Consider the following 16,210-nt stretch of genomic DNA (forward strand, 5'->3'; position numbering starts at 1 on the left):
TTCCTTAGTTGCCTACAATCACGTTGATGTGACAAGTTTGTTTTTCGATGCGGTTACCACGACCTTTAGCACGTGCCTGAAAACGTTTCAGACTCGGACCTTTATCGATAAAAATAGTAACCACTTTCAGTTCATCGATATCAGCACCTTCGTTGTGTTCGGCATTGGCTACTGCAGATTCCAGTACCTTTTTAATCAGTTCAGCACCTTTTTTCGGGCTGAATGTCAAAATATTCAACGCTTGAGCAATATCTTTACCACGTACCAAATCAGCTACCAGACGGGCTTTTTGTGCTGAAATACGGGCATTTTTGTGTTGTGCACTAACTCTCATGTTTTATCCCTTATTTTTTAGCCTTCTTATCAGCCAAATGGCCCTTGAAGGTACGGGTCAATGAGAACTCACCCAACTTATGACCAACCATGTTATCGCTGATAAATACAGGCACGTGGGTACGGCCGTTGTGTACAGCAATGGTCAGACCGATAAAATCAGGCAGAATAGTGGAACGACGTGACCAGGTTTTAATCGGGCGTTTGTCGTTATTAGCACGAGCCGCATCGACCTTTTTCAGTAAATGCAGGTCGACATATGGGCCTTTTTTTAATGAACGAGCCATATCAGTTAACCTTTATTTGAGTAACGGCGGCGAACAATCATATTGTTCGTGCGTTTATTACGACGAGTACGATAGCCTTTAGTCGGTGTACCCCATGGGCTAACCGGTTCACGAGCTTCACCTGTACGACCTTCACCACCACCATGCGGGTGGTCAACCGGGTTCATCACAACACCGCGTACGGTCGGACGAATGCCACGCCAGCGTTTAGCACCGGCTTTACCCAATTTTTGCAGGCTTTGTTCTTCATTGCCTACTTCACCAATGGTGGCACGGCAGTCAACATGAATTTTACGTACTTCACCTGAACGCAGACGCAGCTGTGCATATACGCCTTCTTTTGCCAGCAATACAGCAGATGCACCGGCTGAACGGGCAATCTGTGCGCCTTTACCCGGTTTCATTTCGATACAATGAAGAGTTGTACCTACCGGAATATTGCGGATTGGCAGATTATTACCAGCTTTAATTGCAGCTTCAGAACCGGAAACCAATACGGCACCTACCTGAACATTACGCGGCGCAATAATGTAACGGCGTTCACCATCTGCAAAACACAATAACGCAATATGAGCGGTACGGTTCGGATCGTACTCAATACGTTCTACTTTAGCAGCGATACCGTCTTTATCATTACGTTTAAAGTCAACAATACGGTAATGGTGTTTGTGACCACCACCTTTATGACGGGTTGTAATGCGTCCGCCGTGATTACGACCGGCAGTTGAAGACTGTTTTTCTAATAATGGTGCATGGGGTGCACCTTTATGCAAGCCTTCCGCAACCACGCGTACCATTCCGCGACGGCCAGCAGAAGTCGGCTTCATTTTAACAATAGCCATAGTGCTTATTCCTTATCTGCAGAAGCGGCAGCAGATTCAATATCCAGCTCCTGTCCAGCCGCCAGGCTGACATAAGCTTTCTTAACATCGCTGCGCTTACCGATGGTACGGCCAAAACGTTTGTTTTTGCCTTTAATGATGGTTGTGGCTACAGAATCCACTTTCACATTAAATAATAGTTCCACTGCTGCCTTAATTTCAGGTTTAGTGGCATTCGGCAATACTCTAAACGTCATCTGGTTGCGTTTTTCAGCCAGCATGTTGCTTTTTTCGGAAACAACAGGAGCCAAGAGCACTTGCATTAAACGTTGTTGATTCATACCCATTGCTCCTCAAGTTGTGCAACTGCTGCTTTGGTAAGCACCACTTTCTTAAAGCGTAACAGATTGTACGGATCAGTTTGCTGTGCTTCCAGAACCAGTACATTCGGCAGGTTGCGGCTAGACAAGTAAACGTTTTCATCCAGCTGTTTGGTAATGAACAATACCTGCTCCATACCCAGATTTTTAACCTGTTCAGCAAATGCTTTGGTTTTAGGAGTAGCAGCAGATAATTCATCAATTACAAACAGGCGTTCATCGCGTACCAGCTGAGACAGAATGGCTGCCATACCCGCACGGTACATCTTACGATTTACTTTCTGGGTAAAGTTTTCATCTGGTTTATTCGGAAACGCACGACCACCACTGCGCCACAGCGGAGAAGATGTCATACCAGAACGGGCACGGCCGGTTCCTTTCTGACGCCATGGTTTTTTAGTGGAGTGTTTTACTTCGGCACGGGTTAACTGTGAACGGTTACCGGAACGGGCATTAGCCAGAAAAGCTGTAACCAGCTGGTGAACCAGATCTTCATTGTATTCACGTGCAAACAATGCGTCAGACGCAGCAACTGCACCTGCAACCTGACCCTGAGCATCAATTAATTTCAGTTCCATTACGCACCTACCTTCACGCTCGGACGCACGACAACGTCGCTGTTAACCGCACCGGGCACCGCACCTTTTACCAGCAATAACTGACGTTCGGTGTCTACGCGTACGATTTCCAGATTCTGAATGGTGGACTTAACGTTACCGTACTGTCCGGCCATACGTTTACCACGGAATACGCGACCCGGATCCTGTGCCATACCGGTTGAACCAGGCACACGATGAGAGCGTGAGTTACCGTGAGAAGCACGCTGAGAACCAAAATTGTGACGTTTGATGGTGCCAGAAAAACCTTTACCTTTACTGGTACCAGTGACATCAATTAACTGACCTGCTGCAAAAATGCCGACATTGATTTCAGCACCGGCAGACAATTCAGCCAGTTTTTCTTCAGAAACAGCAAATTCAACCAAACCACGACCGGCTTCAACACCTGCCTTGGCAAAATGACCTGCCTGTGCCTTGCTTACGCGATTGGCTTTTTTCTGACCAAAAGTTACCTGTACGGCAGTGTAGCCGTCAGTAGCTTCGGATTTGAGTTGAGTGACGCGATTAGCAGACATATCCAGTACAGTTACCGGAACTGATGCGCCGTTCTCATCGAACACGCGCGTCATGCCTACTTTGCGCCCAACCAGACCTAAAGTCATAGTTATTTCCTTTTATAAAGGGACCAATTACGATTGATTGGCCTCGCACAAATAAAGAATCTTGCCGACGTAAAATCGGCAAGATGGCGATAGTATCATGTTTACTCTGCATGAATCAATTTTTTATGCAAGTAAAGCACGGATTTTTAGATAAAAAAACAACGTTTATGCCTTATACATGACTATTAGTCTGGATTTCGGGTATTTTTACTCTGCCTGAATATAAATATTATCTGGTTAATTCATCAGTAATACTTTGCAGAAACTGAAGTCGTTCAGGCTTCAGTTTCCCGTCAGCCGCAGCCTGTTTCAGCGCACAGCCCGGTTCCTGACGATGAGTACAATTATGAAAACGGCACTCCCCGATATACTGACGCATATCAGGGAAATAATGCAGCAGATTACTAACTGACAAATGATGTAAGCCAAATGCCTGCAATCCGGGCGAATCAATAAGCTGACTGTGTGCATCCAGATCATATAATTGCGCATGAGTCGTGGTGTGACGACCTGAATCCAGTGCCGCTGAGATATCACCTACCCGTGCCTGTTCATTACCCAGCAATGCATTGGTTAAAGTTGATTTACCCATACCTGACTGACCTAACAGGATTGCCCGCTCTCCCTGTAAATACTGACGCAGCTCAGCCACATTATATAAGGCACTAATATTGATTACCTGATAACCCAGACTTTGATAAAAGGCCAATTTTTCGAGCCAAAGCTTATTTTGTAGTAAATCTGCTTTATTTAATACAATCAGTGGCGGTATATCCGCAGCCTCTGCAGCCAGTAATGCACGCTGCAATAATAATTCACTGGGAGTCGGTACAGCAGCCAGTACGATTAGCATAAGGGTAACATTGGCCGCAATAAGTTTACTGCGCGTAGCATCCTGCCGGTAAAGCAGGCTGCGCCGGGGTAAATAATCCTCAATTACAGCCTGCTGCTGATTGATATGACTAATATGGACTTCATCACCACAAGCAAAATCAACTCTTTTCTTTCGCGTAGTGGCTTCATAAGTTTTACCCGCATGTGTGCGCACCATGAAGCGGCGCCCGAAACTGGTAATAATCTGTGCTGTTAATAATTCATTCGCAGGCTGTGCCATTCTCAGGCTGCCTTTACGGCTGTTTGTAATGCCGCAATACGTTCCCGTGCTCCCGGATGCGAATCATAAAACCGCGAATACCATATATCGCTAACCAGACTGGAGGCATTAGTACGATAAAGTTTGGTTAAAGCATGAATCAGATCATCGGCATTTGCATATTTTGCTGCAAAACGGTCTGCTTCAAATTCATTTTTACGGGACAAAACACTCGACAATGGTGAAAACGGAAAAGTAAATACAGGCAGTACAAGCATAAATAATAATAAAGCCATAGCATGACTGACTTCATGCACACCCAGACCAGTATAAAAACCAGTCTGAGGTAATAGCCAGCCCAAAACAGCAAAAACAATTAAAGCCAGTATAAAAGTAACAATCATTTGTTTGAATACATGTTTGTGGGCAAAATGACCTAACTCATGAGCCAGTACAGCCTCAACCTCACTTATCTGCATATCTTTCAGTAAGGTATCAAAAAATACAATGCGCTTATGTTTCCCCAGACCGGTAAAATAAGCATTACCATGCCCGCTGCGTCTGGAGCCATCCATTACAAAAATACCATCACTCTGAAAACCAGTACGCTGCAACAAGTTTTCAATCCGGGTTCGCAATGCATCATCTTTCAATAGTTCAAATTTATTGAAAAGCGGCGCAATCCATTTTGGAAAAGCCCACATCAGCAACAAGGAAAAACTGACCCATACCAGCCATACAGCCAGCCACCATGCGCCACCAAACCAGTTTGCTGCAATCAGAATCCGCATCAGCCAGAGAATAATATACAGTAAGGGCAAGCCAACAATAATGGCTAAAAGACTACCTTTAAACTGATCAGCAATAAAAGTAGCCATGGTCATTTTGTTAAAGCCAAATTTTGCCTCCAGACAAAAACTGCGGTACCAGGCGATCGGCCAGCCAAGAATCATATTAACCAAAGCAAACAGACCAATAAGCACAATTCCCTGTGCAATATCGTGCTGCACCCATTTCTGACTTAAATGCGCTAATAGATCAAGACCGCCACCAAGTGTGAATATTAGCAATAAGAATGCCTGAAACAGAATTTCATAACGAGCCAGACGCTGCTTGGCCAAAGTATAATCCGCTGCTTTTTGATGCTCTGCCAGAGACACACTTTGCACAAAAGCCGCTGGAACATGGCTACGATGTGCCAGTACAGCTTTACTTTGGCGAACAGAAAGATATAACTGACCACATATGCTGCAGATGAAAAATAATAAAAACAATATATAAATCGTTTGGGCAGAAAAATAAAACACCATAAAAATACTTTGTACCTGAAAATAATCATTTTAACGGAGTTTATCTGTTACTGGCTAAAAAGTGACTGAATAAACATCCTTCTATTTAAAATTAACATGATTATTTGACTGAATAATATATTATTACCGTATGTTGTCTTGTGATAATATCCGAAACTACTTACAGCATTGCATAAAATCTATTCAATTAGAATAACTGAAATTCAGTCTGTTCTCCTAAAACTATTATTACTTTTGCCTGATTTTAGCTCTATATAGGTAAAAAAATCAGCTTAACCTATCAGCCTTACCAGAAAGAAGCTAAAATCATATTTTATTATTAATCAAGATTAAGATATGCAAAACGCTAAAAATCTTGCGTGGCTGGATATGGAAATGACCGGATTAAATCCGGATACAGACCGTATTATAGAGGTTGCCATGATCATTACCGATAGTGACCTGAATATACTCGCACAGTCTGAAGTACTGGTAATTCATCAGCCAGACAGCATTATCGATCATATGGATAAATGGAATACCACTACGCATACCCGTACTGGTCTGGTAGATAAAGTAAAAGCTTCAACGCTAACAGAAGCTGAGGCTGAAGAAAAATTGCTGGCTTTTATCAGTGAGTGGATACCGGAAAAAGCCTCACCAATGTGTGGCAATTCCATTCATCAGGATCGCCGCTTTATGGTGCGCTACATGCCGCGACTGGAAGCTTACTTCCATTACCGCAATCTGGATGTTTCTACTCTTAAAGAATTAGCCAGACGCTGGAATCCTACCATTGTCAAAGGTATAAGTAAAAAAGGTGCACATCAGGCTCTGGATGACATTAAGGAAAGCATTGAGGAAATGGCTTATTATCGCGAACACTTCTTAACAATACCTAGCTGATTTTGTATACTGCCCTATTTATCTTTGCTGAAATTAATTCCGGTTATGATCAATCCGTCCTGCCCCATTAATCAGACAGCCATTTGGGCACAATTGCATCAGCATCAGCGCAGCACCCGTTTCTTGCATATGCGCGACTTATTCCGTCAGCAACCGGATCGTTTTGCACAAATGCATGAACAATTAAATGGTCTGTTACTGGATTACAGCAAAAACCGTATTACTGAAGATACGCTTGCATTACTGATTGAGCTGGCCAATATTGCAGATGTACGTGGCTGGACTGACAAAATGCGCCGCGGTGATAAAATTAATGTTAGCGAAAATCGTGCCGTATTACATACAGCACTCAGGCTACCGCCGCATGCTGAAGTGTATGTTGATGATCATAATATCGTACCAGATATCCATCGGGAACTGGAACGAGCCTACCACTTTGCCGAATCAGTGCGCAATGGTGAATATACCGGAGCTGGTAATGAACGTATTACGGATATTATTAATATAGGTATTGGCGGATCTCATCTTGGTCCGGAAATGGTGACACTGGCCTTACGTCCGTTTCAGCAAACTGGTCTGAATATTCATTATGTTGCCAATGTTGACGGCGCCAACCTGATTCAAGTATTAAATAAAGTTAACCCGGCCACAACCATTTTTATCATTGCTAGCAAATCCTTTACTACACCTGAAACTTTGCTGAATGCACAAACCGCACGTAATTGGTTTTTACAACAGGGAATGAGTGAAGCTGATATCAGCCGCCATTTTATAGCGATAACCAGTGCTGTTGATAAAGCACAGGCTTTTGGTATCACTTCGGATCATACATTCTCCATGTTTGACTGGGTAGGCGGCCGCTACTCTGTTTGGTCAACTATTGGATTATCAGTTATTTGTGCCATTGGTAAAGAAAATTTTCAGGATTTTCTTGCTGGCGGCAGAGCAATGGATGAACATTTTTTTCATGCACCGCTAAGACATAATATTCCGGTTTTACTCGGACTGATCGGATTGTGGTATCACACCTTTTATACCACAACCAGCCATGCAATCATTCCTTATGACCACGGACTGCGCCGTCTGGCTGCGCACTTGCAGCAGCTGGACATGGAAAGTAATGGAAAACAGGTAAGCCGTTATGGAGAACGGCTGGACTTTGATACTGGTCCGATAATCTGGGGTGAGGAAGGTGTTAACTGCCAGCATGCTTTTTTTCAATTACTGCATCAGGGACCACGACTGATTTCTTCCGATTTTATTGTTCCAGTTAACAGTTTTTATCATGTCAGTACCCAGCATAAAGTTCTTGTTGCTAATGCCTTTGCTCAAACTGAAGCACTTATGCGTGGCAAAACACTGGCGGAAGCTTATGCCGAATTAATTCATCTGGATAACAAATCACGCGATATTATGGCTCCGCAAAAAGTATTTCCGGGTAATCAGCCATCTAATACACTCTTAATAGATGAAATTAACCCGTTTAATCTGGGTATGCTGCTGGCCATGTATGAACATAAAGTATTTGTACAGGGTGTAATCTGGGGAATTAATTCATTCGATCAGTGGGGTGTAGAGTACGGAAAAGTTCTGGCTAAAAATATTGAACCGGAATTAAGTACTAATGATTCGCTACACCATGATGCTTCAACTAACGGCCTCATTGACTATTTCAGAAAACATCACCATGACACAAACCTTAATTGACATTACCACCAAACTGGATGAATTGGGACATACGGTAACCTGTGCCGAATCATGTACCGGGGGCTTGTTGGCAGCAGAACTAACTCGCCTGCCGGGTAGTTCAAATTGGTTTAATATGGGCTATGTCACTTATAGCAATCAGGCAAAAAAACAGTTACTTAATGTTAACGAAACAACTTTGCGCCATTATGGAGCTGTTAGTGAGGAATGTGTACGCGAAATGGCACTAGGTGCTCTGATTAATTCGAAAGCAAATTATGCTATTTCGATTTCCGGTATTGCCGGGCCAACTGGAGGAAGTGCCGAAAAACCAGTTGGTACAGTATGGTTCGGGCTGGCAACCAAACAGCGTATCTGGGCTAAAAATTATCAGTTTAACGGTAATAGAGATACAATCCGCACTCAGGCTGTGGAATATGCTTTGCGTTTTTTACGTCAATATTTATACCGTTAAACCAGACTGTATACGTTATCAGAATCCAGCAGATAAAATAAAACTGACCGGTTTTTCACAGCCGGTCAGTTTTTCATTTCAAACAGAATTGAGAATCAACCATACTTATTCAATACGTTCACCATGGATACTCACATCCATACCTTCGCGTTCTGAATCATGATCAATACGTAAACCGCGACATACAATTGCCACAATTTTAAGAATAAGATAAGTCATAATTACGCTGTATACAATTGTAATAGCCACATCTTTAATCTGAGCCAGCAGTTGACTACCTAAAGTCGCCTCACCGCCAAAAATGGCGTTACTGAACAGCAAACCAGTTAAAATTGAACCAACGATACCGCCAAAGCCATGAATACCAAAGGCATCAAGCGAATCATCATAACCAAATCTGCGTTTTAAATACACTGCGGCAAAATAAGCAGCAACAGCTGTCAATACTCCGATTACCAATGCAGCCTGTGGACCGACAAACCCGGCAGCAGGTGTAATGCCTACCAGACCGGACACCGCACCAGAAGCCATACCCAATGCAGAAGGTTTATGTCCTGCCAGTTTTTCACATAACATCCATGTTAATGCTGCTGAAGCTGCTGCTATCTGAGTCACAGCCATAGCCATACCGGCAGAAGCATCCGCAGCACCAGCTGAACCGGCATTAAAACCAAACCAGCCAACCCATAACATCGCAGCACCGGTTAGAGTAAGTACCATATTATGTGGTGCCATTACATCTTTACCGTACCCCAGACGTTTACCAATCACCAGTGCAGCTACCAGTCCGGCAACACCGGCATTAATGTGCACAACCGTTCCGCCGGCAAAATCCAGAACCGGAGTTTGTGTATCACTCATAAAGCCCCCGCCCCAGACCCAGTGACATACCGGCGCATAAACACAAGTAACCCAAAAACCGGAAAATAACAATAAGGCTGAAAATTTCAGACGTTCGGCAAAAGCACCTGTTACAATAGCCGTAGATATAATGGCGAAGGTCATTTGAAAAAACATGAATACTGATTCAGGAACAGTACCATCTCCATTAACAATAGTAGTCATTTCTCTGGTTTTATCCAGCCCCATACCACCAAGCATAAATCGATCCAAACCACCAATAAATGAATTACCCGGGGTAAAAGCTAACGAATAGCCTATTATCATCCACAGCACACTCACCAGCGCAGCAACGACAAAGCTGTGCATCATGGTACCCAATACATTTTTTTTTCGTACCATTCCGCCATAAAACAATGCCAGACCCGGAACAGTCATCAGCAAAACCAGTACGGCAGAAGTCATTACCCATGCTGTATTACCTGCATTTATCTCTGACAGCGGTCGCCACCATCCGGACAAATCAGCAGCCAGTAGCGGCAATGGTAATAACAGAGCTGTCATTACTACACATTTATCAATCAACTTCATTGTATTTCCCTTAATAATTATTCAGATTATTTATACAGCATCCGATCCGGACTCACCTGTACGTATTCGCACCACCTGCTCAACCGCTGAAACAAAAATTTTGCCGTCACCCACTTTACCTGTACTGGCACATGTCATTATCGCTTCAACAGCCCGCTCTACCAGATCATCCACGAGTACAATTTCTATTTTAATTTTAGGTAAGAAATCGACTTCATATTCTGCACCCCGATAGATTTCAGTATGTCCTTTTTGCCTGCCAAAACCTTTTACCTCACTGACAGTCATTCCTTGCACACCTATTTCAGCCAGTGCTTCACGTACATCATCCAGCTTGAATGGTTTAATCATCGCTGTGATTTTTTTCATATAACTCTCCTCTTTTCAGAATTTTTGAATGTTACTCATCAAGACAGTCTTAATGACATTCATCAAATCCAAATTGTTAATTCTGCAATTTGCAGCAAGCAAAAATTTTAATAACACCATACATCTTTATTTTAAATCTGCAAAGATGTATCAAAATTACTGAGGTATTTATCTTATTTTTTGCTAATGAATCCCTCAGACAAATGACATAATCAATCTGGTTGATATAGCCTATAGAACAAATAAAATAGTTATATAAACCATTTATATTTCAATTCTGCATATAAACTAATCAGCTCAATAGATATAAATACATATCAACTCCAGATGATATCTTTATCAGAAATTGTATCTGAGAGAATAAAAGTAGCAGATGAAATAAAATTACATTTATTATTCTTTTTGCATAAATAATTTCAATAGAAAACACACACATGTGACATACATTAAATATGCCGTATCAGGTATAATTAATCACGACAGTAAAAATAAATATATGCATTATTGAAACTTCATGTTTCTATCAAGAGGTCAACATGCTAATTTGCAATCCGTATGAAATCGTTATCCAGGGTATGACTAATAATAATAAACGTTTTCGTCCCAGTGACTGGGCCGAGCGTTTATGCGGGATATTGTCCTCTTTTGATCAGGGACATCGTCTGTCTTATCATCAATGGGTTCGTCCTATTTTAATAGATAATATTCGTTGTGTTGCCGTTGATCGTAAACTGGAAGAAATCAGCAGTACAGCATTCAATTTTCTGATGGACTTTGCCCGTGATAACGACCTACGTATTTTGGATTGCAAATCTTTATTAGAAGAGCAGGAACATAAACAAATTACACTCACCGATGCTGTATCTCAGAAAAATGCAGAAACAACACAAACACAATTAAATACAATTCAAACAGAAATAGAAACAGAACCACAGGTTCCGGTTAATCAATTACGTGAACTGACTCCTGCAGATATTAGTTCTGCTTTTGCAGCTTTGCATCTGTTACATCCCAATATTCGTGATATAGCTCAGTTTCAAGATATGGTAAAAATTCAGCAGACCGAAGGTTATCGTCTTTTGGGGATATTTGAAGAAGGTAAACAGAATGCCGTGACCGTTTGTGGCTTTCGAATTGTGACTAACTTTGCTTCTGGACGCCATATCCATATTGATGATTTAGCCAGCCTTCATTTACCCATAGCTGATGAGCAGGCTAGCCAGATTTTCGAAACATTGAAAACAATTGCAATAAATGAACACTGTAACAGTATTCATGCTGATTCAAATGTATCTTCGGATAGTAGCAATATGCATCATTTATATCTGAAAAACGGTTTTACGTTATGCAGCCATAAATTCAGCCAAAAACTTGATTAAATAACATTTTCAAAACATATAAAAATACAGGATATTTCATATCCTGTATTTTTATCAGCTATTAAGATAGTAAATTTATCTTCAATTAATTTGTTTTTAAAAATACTACAAATCAGATTGAATTTATTTTCATATTTCTGAATAGAACGATATAAATCTCATTCTTTTTCAGCAAGATAGCCACGTAATTTCTGCATAGCTTTGGCTTCAATCTGGCGGATACGCTCTGCAGATACACCATATTCACCAGCCAGGTCATGCAAGGTTAATCCACCATCATCTGCCAGCCAGCGACTTTCAACAATATGCCGACTGCGATCATCCAGTTTGGCCAGCGCATTCTGCAAACCTTCTGTCTGCAAAGTGTAATGCGCCTGCTGTGCCAGTACTTGTGTTGGTTCTGTAGTACTGTCAGTCAGCCAGTCTATTGGTGCAAAATTATCATCATCATCATTTTCTGCCAGCAGCGACATGTCCTTACCTGTCATCCGCTGTTCCATTTCCAGAACTTCAGACAGTTTCACACCTAAATCATCAGCAATCGACTGTGCTTCTTTGTTACTTAACGCAGCCATAGATTTGCGCATACTGCGTAAATTGAAGAATAATTTACGCTGTGGTTTAGTAGTAGCTACACGCACCAAACGCCAGTTACGTAAAATAAATTCATGTATTTCAGCTTTAATCCAATGTACCGCAAACGAAAATAAACGTACGCCACGACTTGGCTGAAAGCGTTTTACCGCTTTCATCAAACCAATATTGCCTTCCTGAATCAAATCAGCCTGATTCAGACCATAACCATCATAACCACGAGCAATAGAAACCACTACACGCAAGTGGGACAAAATCAGTTTTTTTGCAGCCTCTAAATCCCCTTCGGTCTGGCGTACCGCTAAATCCTGTTCTTCCTCGGGAGAAAGCATAGGAATATTGTTTACGGTATGAATGTATTGCTCCAAACTACCATGCCCGGTCAGCACGGGTAATGCAAAAGCGGTATTCATGCCTGTCCTTTCTCTGTGTGCCCAGCTATTTAATTATTTTTCGTTCCCTACAATAACACATTGTTTATTTCAGGAAAACCAATTAATAACTGAGTTAATAATTTATCATTGTAATTAAAATATTAATGTACTTCAATTACTATTTATGATTTGTTCATTATAGGAAAAATAATGTATATTTAAAATTTTGATTGTATAAATTTATCATTATACACATTAGTTTAGTTTATTCAATGGCGATAATGTCCATAAATACCTAGCATTAACAGTAAAAACAGACTGATCAAAGCCAAAGGCCAGCTGCTTCCGAGTCGCATATAAGGTGTACTACCTTTATAACCGGATATTTCACCTTCTAATACAGATGCAGTATCAGGTTTAAGTTGTGCCACAACTTTCCCTTTAGGATTAATAATTGCAGTCATTCCTGTATTGGTTGCACGAACCATATAGCGCCCTGTTTCTAATGCACGTGCCTGAGATTGCTGTAATTGCTGCTGCATAGCATGTGACTTTCCATACCAGGCCATATTGCTTACATTTGCCAGTAAACTCGCCTGTTTGGCTGTAGCAATTAGTTCATCTCCAAAACCATCTTCATAACAGATATTAAATGCAATATGCTGATTAGCCAGTTGTAAAGGCATTTGTCCTATGCCACCACCAGAAAAACCGACCAGTGGCATGTCCATCTTACTATATAGCCAGCCCAGTAAAGCCGGAAAAGGAATATACTCACCAAACGGAACCAGATGATTTTTTGCATAGAAAGGCAATCCGGCTGTTACAGGAGTAGCTGTAAAATTAATCACTGCATTTTGATAACCGGTTCCATCTGCCGTATATTGCGGAATACCCACGGCGAGTGCAGAACCATGGCTGCGTGCAAGCTGAGTAAATTCATCTAATAGTTCAGCAGGCATATCCTGACGCATTACCGGAATCGCTGTTTCTGGCAAAATAACAATATCTGCATGGGTACTGGCTATCTGGTCAAGATAACGTTGTAAGGTTGGCTGTAGTGACCGTTCATCCCATTTTAATGACTGTGGAATATTGCCTTGTGCCAGAGCAATCCTGGCATGAGTGCCATCTGACTGTGTAAAGTGAAACTGTAATAATATCGCTCCAACCAACCATACACCTATTAATGCAACACCACAGCTAATCTTTGCTCTCCAACTTTTTGCCAGTACCAACTCAGCCAACCAGGCACCACTGGCTACAGTAACCAGTGTAACCAGAAAAATACCACCTACTGGTGCATAACCGGCCAGAGCCGAATCTGCTATTTGGCTATAACCCCAGATGCCCCAGCCAAAACCTGTTAGTGCACGTTCACGGACAAATTCAGCCAGACACCATAACAAAGGTAATACAATAGTATGGCAAATAGTGCCTGAAAACCTGAACTTACCCAGTAACCAGAATACTATAGCAGGATAAATGGCCAAATAAGCAGGTAATATCAATGTCAGCGGCCAAGCCCAAATTTGCGCTAATCCGGCAATATCATGTAAAGCAATATCTATCCAGTAGAGTAATGATGTATATGCGGTTAATGCCCACAGATAGACTGTCCTGATACGCCATTGTGGCCGTACACTCTGCAAAATCAGCAATAACGCCAGTAAAACTGGTAATAGCCAATAATGATAATAAGGAGCAAAGGTAAATGGTACCAGAACCGCAGATATGAATAATAACGGCCAGTACACCCATGCTTTAGCTAAAATAGCATGACATTTCATAGCAGAAGAATGTTGTGCAGCTATCACCGGTTGAGCAGTCACATAAATCTCCGCAGCTTTTAGACAGCTAAATTAAAATTTAATAATTACATTAGCCATTAATGGCAAACATCAATATTCATTATATTTTAATAATATATTTTCAATACAATATATGATTAATTACCATAAATATTGCCTTCTATAAAATACGGATTGATAAGCTATCTCTATGTTTCTGTAGCTAAAACAATGTAAATAAAAATTTTTCAATGCGCAAACGCATTAAGTATACTAATCTACATCATGTTTAACAGTTACCATTAGTGTCTGTAAGCGCCGTGCATCAGCCCGGGCTATTGTGAAGTTTAATTTACCAATGGTAATTTTTTCACCTCGTACTGGCATGTGTCCTATTTCCTGAATAACCAGACCGCCAATAGTGTCTACTTCTTCATCAGAATAATCGGTACCGAAGAATGCATTGATATCTTCTATTTCTGTCACCGCATTAACGCGAAACCGCTCAGCAGACACTGCAAAAATATTATCAGCACTATCATCTTCATCAAATTCATCTTCGATATCACCAATGATAGGCTCTATTACATCTTCAAATGTCACCAGTCCGGAAGTACCGCCATATTCATCAACAACAATAGCCATATGATTACGTTGCTCACGGAATTCTTTCAGCAATGTATTCAGTGATTTACCTTCCGGAACAAATACAGCAGGACGCAATATTTGTTCTAGCTGAAAATGCTCTGTTTTATTCCAGTATTTGAGTAAATCTTTTGCATGCAGGATACCCAGAATTTCATCTTTATCCTCACCAATTACCGGAAAACGAGAATGAGCAGTATCAATGATATAAGTAATAATTTTGTCTAATGAATCATCAATCTTAATCACATCCATCTGGCTGCGCGTTATCATCGCGTCGCGTACTTCCAGATCAGCAAAGTCCAGTACATTTTCCAGACATTGTAAGGTATCTGCATCAAAAACCTGTCGTTCATGGGCTTCCCGCAAGGTTTGCAGTACGTCTTCTTCAGTATCCGGCGTCTCTCCAGATATACGATTAACCAGTCGCTCAAAAAATCCGGGTTTCGATGAACTTTCGTCCATAATCAATATTCATCCTGTATATAGGGATTAGTATATCCTAACTGATGCAGAATACGAATTTCAAGCGCTTCCATAATTTCTGCTTCATCATCATCAATATGATCATAGCCCATCAGGTGTAAAACACCATGAACAGTAAGATGAGCGTAATGCGCTATTACTGATTTATGTTGGTCAGTGGCTTCTTTTTCTATCACCGAAGGACAAAAAATCAGATCGCCATTGAGTTCTGAACAATCAGGCAAATACATGCTTTCGCCTTCGTTGAGTGCGAAACTCAGAACGTTAGTTGCATAATTTTTGTTTCGATAATCATGATTAAATTGGGCTGCCTCATCTTCATTACACAGTAATATAGCAATATTAGCTTGTTTATAACTATTCTTACACGTTTGCCATATCCATTGCCGCCACTGCCTGTAAGTTGGAACAAGGCTGGCATTACTGCGATTATCGACATTTAAACTGAATATTTGATTCAAATGCTGTAAAACCGACTTTTTTTTGGCAATTTTCATCTATTTTATTTTTGATCCTAATAGGTATATTTTAACAAGTACTATTGATAAATGCACTACATCACTAATTCTGGAAATAATGCTTTTATCAGGATTTTACTATTAAAGTTTAAATTTCAATTTGATAATATTTATATTAAAATTTTGATCCAT

At 41.1% G+C, this 16,210-nt stretch carries 18 protein-coding genes; 4 read left to right on the forward strand and 14 right to left on the reverse strand.

The genetic code is table 11. The features are described 5' to 3' along the window. Nucleotides 1–4: 4 nt before the first annotated feature. From rplV to SALWKB2_RS10905, 8 genes are all read right to left on the reverse strand, one after another. Complete coding sequence (rplV, locus tag SALWKB2_RS10870; protein WP_025331703.1) at nt 5–334, reverse strand: 50S ribosomal protein L22; 330 nt, start codon at nt 332–334, stop codon at nt 5–7. A gap of 10 nt (nt 335–344) precedes the next feature. Next, on the reverse strand, nt 345–620 hold the full coding sequence (gene rpsS / locus SALWKB2_RS10875; protein ID WP_025331704.1) for a 30S ribosomal protein S19: 276 nt from the start codon (nt 618–620) through the stop codon (nt 345–347). A gap of 5 nt (nt 621–625) precedes the next feature. Then, a complete protein-coding gene (gene rplB / locus SALWKB2_RS10880; RefSeq protein ID WP_025331705.1) occupies nt 626–1,462 on the reverse strand; it encodes a 50S ribosomal protein L2 in 837 nt (278 codons plus the stop codon). Between the two features lie 5 nt (nt 1,463–1,467). Beyond that, entirely contained in the window at nt 1,468–1,782 is a 315-nt protein-coding gene (gene rplW / locus SALWKB2_RS10885; protein ID WP_025331706.1) for a 50S ribosomal protein L23, read from the reverse strand. Further along, nucleotides 1,779–2,399, reverse strand: a complete 621-nt coding sequence (gene rplD, locus SALWKB2_RS10890) for a 50S ribosomal protein L4 (protein ID WP_025331819.1) — start codon at nt 2,397–2,399, stop codon at nt 1,779–1,781. Before rplD ends, rplW begins: the two co-directional genes overlap by 4 nt. Beyond that, entirely contained in the window at nt 2,399–3,043 is a 645-nt protein-coding gene (gene rplC, locus SALWKB2_RS10895) for a 50S ribosomal protein L3 (protein ID WP_037394597.1), read from the reverse strand. The genes rplD and rplC overlap by 1 nt, the downstream gene beginning before the upstream one ends. A gap of 229 nt (nt 3,044–3,272) precedes the next feature. Next, nucleotides 3,273–4,157 carry a ribosome small subunit-dependent GTPase A gene (gene rsgA / locus SALWKB2_RS10900; protein WP_025331707.1) on the reverse strand — a complete coding sequence of 295 codons (885 nt, stop codon included), beginning with the start codon at nt 4,155–4,157 and terminating at the stop codon, nt 3,273–3,275. 2 nt (nt 4,158–4,159) lie between these two features. Continuing rightward, complete coding sequence (locus SALWKB2_RS10905) at nt 4,160–5,446, reverse strand: M48 family metallopeptidase (RefSeq protein WP_025331708.1); 1,287 nt, start codon at nt 5,444–5,446, stop codon at nt 4,160–4,162. A gap of 336 nt (nt 5,447–5,782) precedes the next feature. Here SALWKB2_RS10905 and orn point away from each other — a divergent pair, with 336 nt between their 5' ends. The 3 genes from orn to SALWKB2_RS10920 are packed head-to-tail and all read left to right on the forward strand — an operon-like array spanning nt 5,783 to nt 8,492. Beyond that, complete coding sequence (gene orn / locus SALWKB2_RS10910; RefSeq protein WP_025331709.1) at nt 5,783–6,331, forward strand: oligoribonuclease; 549 nt, start codon at nt 5,783–5,785, stop codon at nt 6,329–6,331. 45 nt (nt 6,332–6,376) lie between these two features. Next, nucleotides 6,377–8,038: a glucose-6-phosphate isomerase gene (pgi, locus tag SALWKB2_RS10915; RefSeq protein WP_025331710.1), complete on the forward strand. Its 1,662-nt coding sequence runs from the start codon at nt 6,377–6,379 to the stop codon at nt 8,036–8,038. Beyond that, on the forward strand, nt 8,019–8,492 hold the full coding sequence (locus SALWKB2_RS10920) for a CinA family protein (protein WP_025331711.1): 474 nt from the start codon (nt 8,019–8,021) through the stop codon (nt 8,490–8,492). The genes pgi and SALWKB2_RS10920 overlap by 20 nt, the downstream gene beginning before the upstream one ends. 105 nt (nt 8,493–8,597) lie before the next feature. On the opposite strand, the gene SALWKB2_RS10925 is transcribed toward SALWKB2_RS10920, so the two are convergent. Then, entirely contained in the window at nt 8,598–9,923 is a 1,326-nt protein-coding gene (locus SALWKB2_RS10925; protein ID WP_080690472.1) for an ammonium transporter, read from the reverse strand. A gap of 30 nt (nt 9,924–9,953) precedes the next feature. Then, complete coding sequence (locus tag SALWKB2_RS10930) at nt 9,954–10,292, reverse strand: P-II family nitrogen regulator (protein ID WP_025331713.1); 339 nt, start codon at nt 10,290–10,292, stop codon at nt 9,954–9,956. 536 nt (nt 10,293–10,828) lie between these two features. Here SALWKB2_RS10930 and SALWKB2_RS10935 point away from each other — a divergent pair. Continuing rightward, the gene (locus tag SALWKB2_RS10935) at nt 10,829–11,671 is read left to right on the forward strand and encodes a DUF3579 domain-containing protein (RefSeq protein WP_025331714.1); all 843 of its coding nucleotides are present in this window, start codon (nt 10,829–10,831) and stop codon (nt 11,669–11,671) included. Nucleotides 11,672–11,829: 158 nt separating this feature from the next. Here the strand turns inward: SALWKB2_RS10935 and rpoH are convergent, their stop codons facing one another. From rpoH to ybeY, 4 genes are all read right to left on the reverse strand, one after another. Next, nucleotides 11,830–12,678: an RNA polymerase sigma factor RpoH gene (rpoH, locus tag SALWKB2_RS10940; RefSeq protein WP_025331715.1), complete on the reverse strand. Its 849-nt coding sequence runs from the start codon at nt 12,676–12,678 to the stop codon at nt 11,830–11,832. Nucleotides 12,679–12,908: 230 nt separating this feature from the next. Then, nucleotides 12,909–14,429, reverse strand: a complete 1,521-nt coding sequence (gene lnt / locus SALWKB2_RS10945) for an apolipoprotein N-acyltransferase (RefSeq protein WP_025331716.1) — start codon at nt 14,427–14,429, stop codon at nt 12,909–12,911. A 273-nt stretch (nt 14,430–14,702) separates the two neighbouring features. Beyond that, entirely contained in the window at nt 14,703–15,539 is an 837-nt protein-coding gene (locus SALWKB2_RS10950) for an HlyC/CorC family transporter (RefSeq protein WP_025331717.1), read from the reverse strand. Between the two features lie 2 nt (nt 15,540–15,541). Further along, the gene (gene ybeY / locus SALWKB2_RS10955) at nt 15,542–16,057 is read right to left on the reverse strand and encodes an rRNA maturation RNase YbeY (RefSeq protein WP_025331718.1); all 516 of its coding nucleotides are present in this window, start codon (nt 16,055–16,057) and stop codon (nt 15,542–15,544) included. Between the last annotated feature and the right edge of the window lie 153 nt (nt 16,058–16,210).

It is taken from the genome of Snodgrassella alvi wkB2 (genome assembly GCF_000600005.1).
Taxonomy (GTDB): domain Bacteria; phylum Pseudomonadota; class Gammaproteobacteria; order Burkholderiales; family Neisseriaceae; genus Snodgrassella; species Snodgrassella alvi.

What these genes read in the sequence shown, in the direction of transcription:
- rplV (WP_025331703.1), bottom strand. Translation starts at nt 334, where the DNA reads ATGAGAGTTAGTGCACAACACAAAAATGCCCGTATTTCAGCACAAAAA.
- rpsS (WP_025331704.1), bottom strand. Translation starts at nt 620, where the DNA reads ATGGCTCGTTCATTAAAAAAAGGCCCATATGTCGACCTGCATTTACTG.
- rplB (WP_025331705.1), bottom strand. Translation starts at nt 1,462, where the DNA reads ATGGCTATTGTTAAAATGAAGCCGACTTCTGCTGGCCGTCGCGGAATG.
- rplW (WP_025331706.1), bottom strand. Translation starts at nt 1,782, where the DNA reads ATGAATCAACAACGTTTAATGCAAGTGCTCTTGGCTCCTGTTGTTTCC.
- rplD (WP_025331819.1), bottom strand. Translation starts at nt 2,399, where the DNA reads ATGGAACTGAAATTAATTGATGCTCAGGGTCAGGTTGCAGGTGCAGTT.
- rplC (WP_037394597.1), bottom strand. Translation starts at nt 3,043, where the DNA reads ATGACTTTAGGTCTGGTTGGGCGCAAAGTAGGCATGACGCGCGTGTTC.
- rsgA (WP_025331707.1), bottom strand. Translation starts at nt 4,157, where the DNA reads ATGGCACAGCCTGCGAATGAATTATTAACAGCACAGATTATTACCAGT.
- SALWKB2_RS10905 (WP_025331708.1), bottom strand. Translation starts at nt 5,446, where the DNA reads ATGGTGTTTTATTTTTCTGCCCAAACGATTTATATATTGTTTTTATTA.
- orn (WP_025331709.1), top strand. Translation starts at nt 5,783, where the DNA reads ATGCAAAACGCTAAAAATCTTGCGTGGCTGGATATGGAAATGACCGGA.
- pgi (WP_025331710.1), top strand. Translation starts at nt 6,377, where the DNA reads ATGATCAATCCGTCCTGCCCCATTAATCAGACAGCCATTTGGGCACAA.
- SALWKB2_RS10920 (WP_025331711.1), top strand. Translation starts at nt 8,019, where the DNA reads ATGACACAAACCTTAATTGACATTACCACCAAACTGGATGAATTGGGA.
- SALWKB2_RS10925 (WP_080690472.1), bottom strand. Translation starts at nt 9,923, where the DNA reads ATGAAGTTGATTGATAAATGTGTAGTAATGACAGCTCTGTTATTACCA.
- SALWKB2_RS10930 (WP_025331713.1), bottom strand. Translation starts at nt 10,292, where the DNA reads ATGAAAAAAATCACAGCGATGATTAAACCATTCAAGCTGGATGATGTA.
- SALWKB2_RS10935 (WP_025331714.1), top strand. Translation starts at nt 10,829, where the DNA reads ATGCTAATTTGCAATCCGTATGAAATCGTTATCCAGGGTATGACTAAT.
- rpoH (WP_025331715.1), bottom strand. Translation starts at nt 12,678, where the DNA reads ATGAATACCGCTTTTGCATTACCCGTGCTGACCGGGCATGGTAGTTTG.
- lnt (WP_025331716.1), bottom strand. Translation starts at nt 14,429, where the DNA reads ATGAAATGTCATGCTATTTTAGCTAAAGCATGGGTGTACTGGCCGTTA.
- SALWKB2_RS10950 (WP_025331717.1), bottom strand. Translation starts at nt 15,539, where the DNA reads ATGGACGAAAGTTCATCGAAACCCGGATTTTTTGAGCGACTGGTTAAT.
- ybeY (WP_025331718.1), bottom strand. Translation starts at nt 16,057, where the DNA reads ATGAAAATTGCCAAAAAAAAGTCGGTTTTACAGCATTTGAATCAAATA.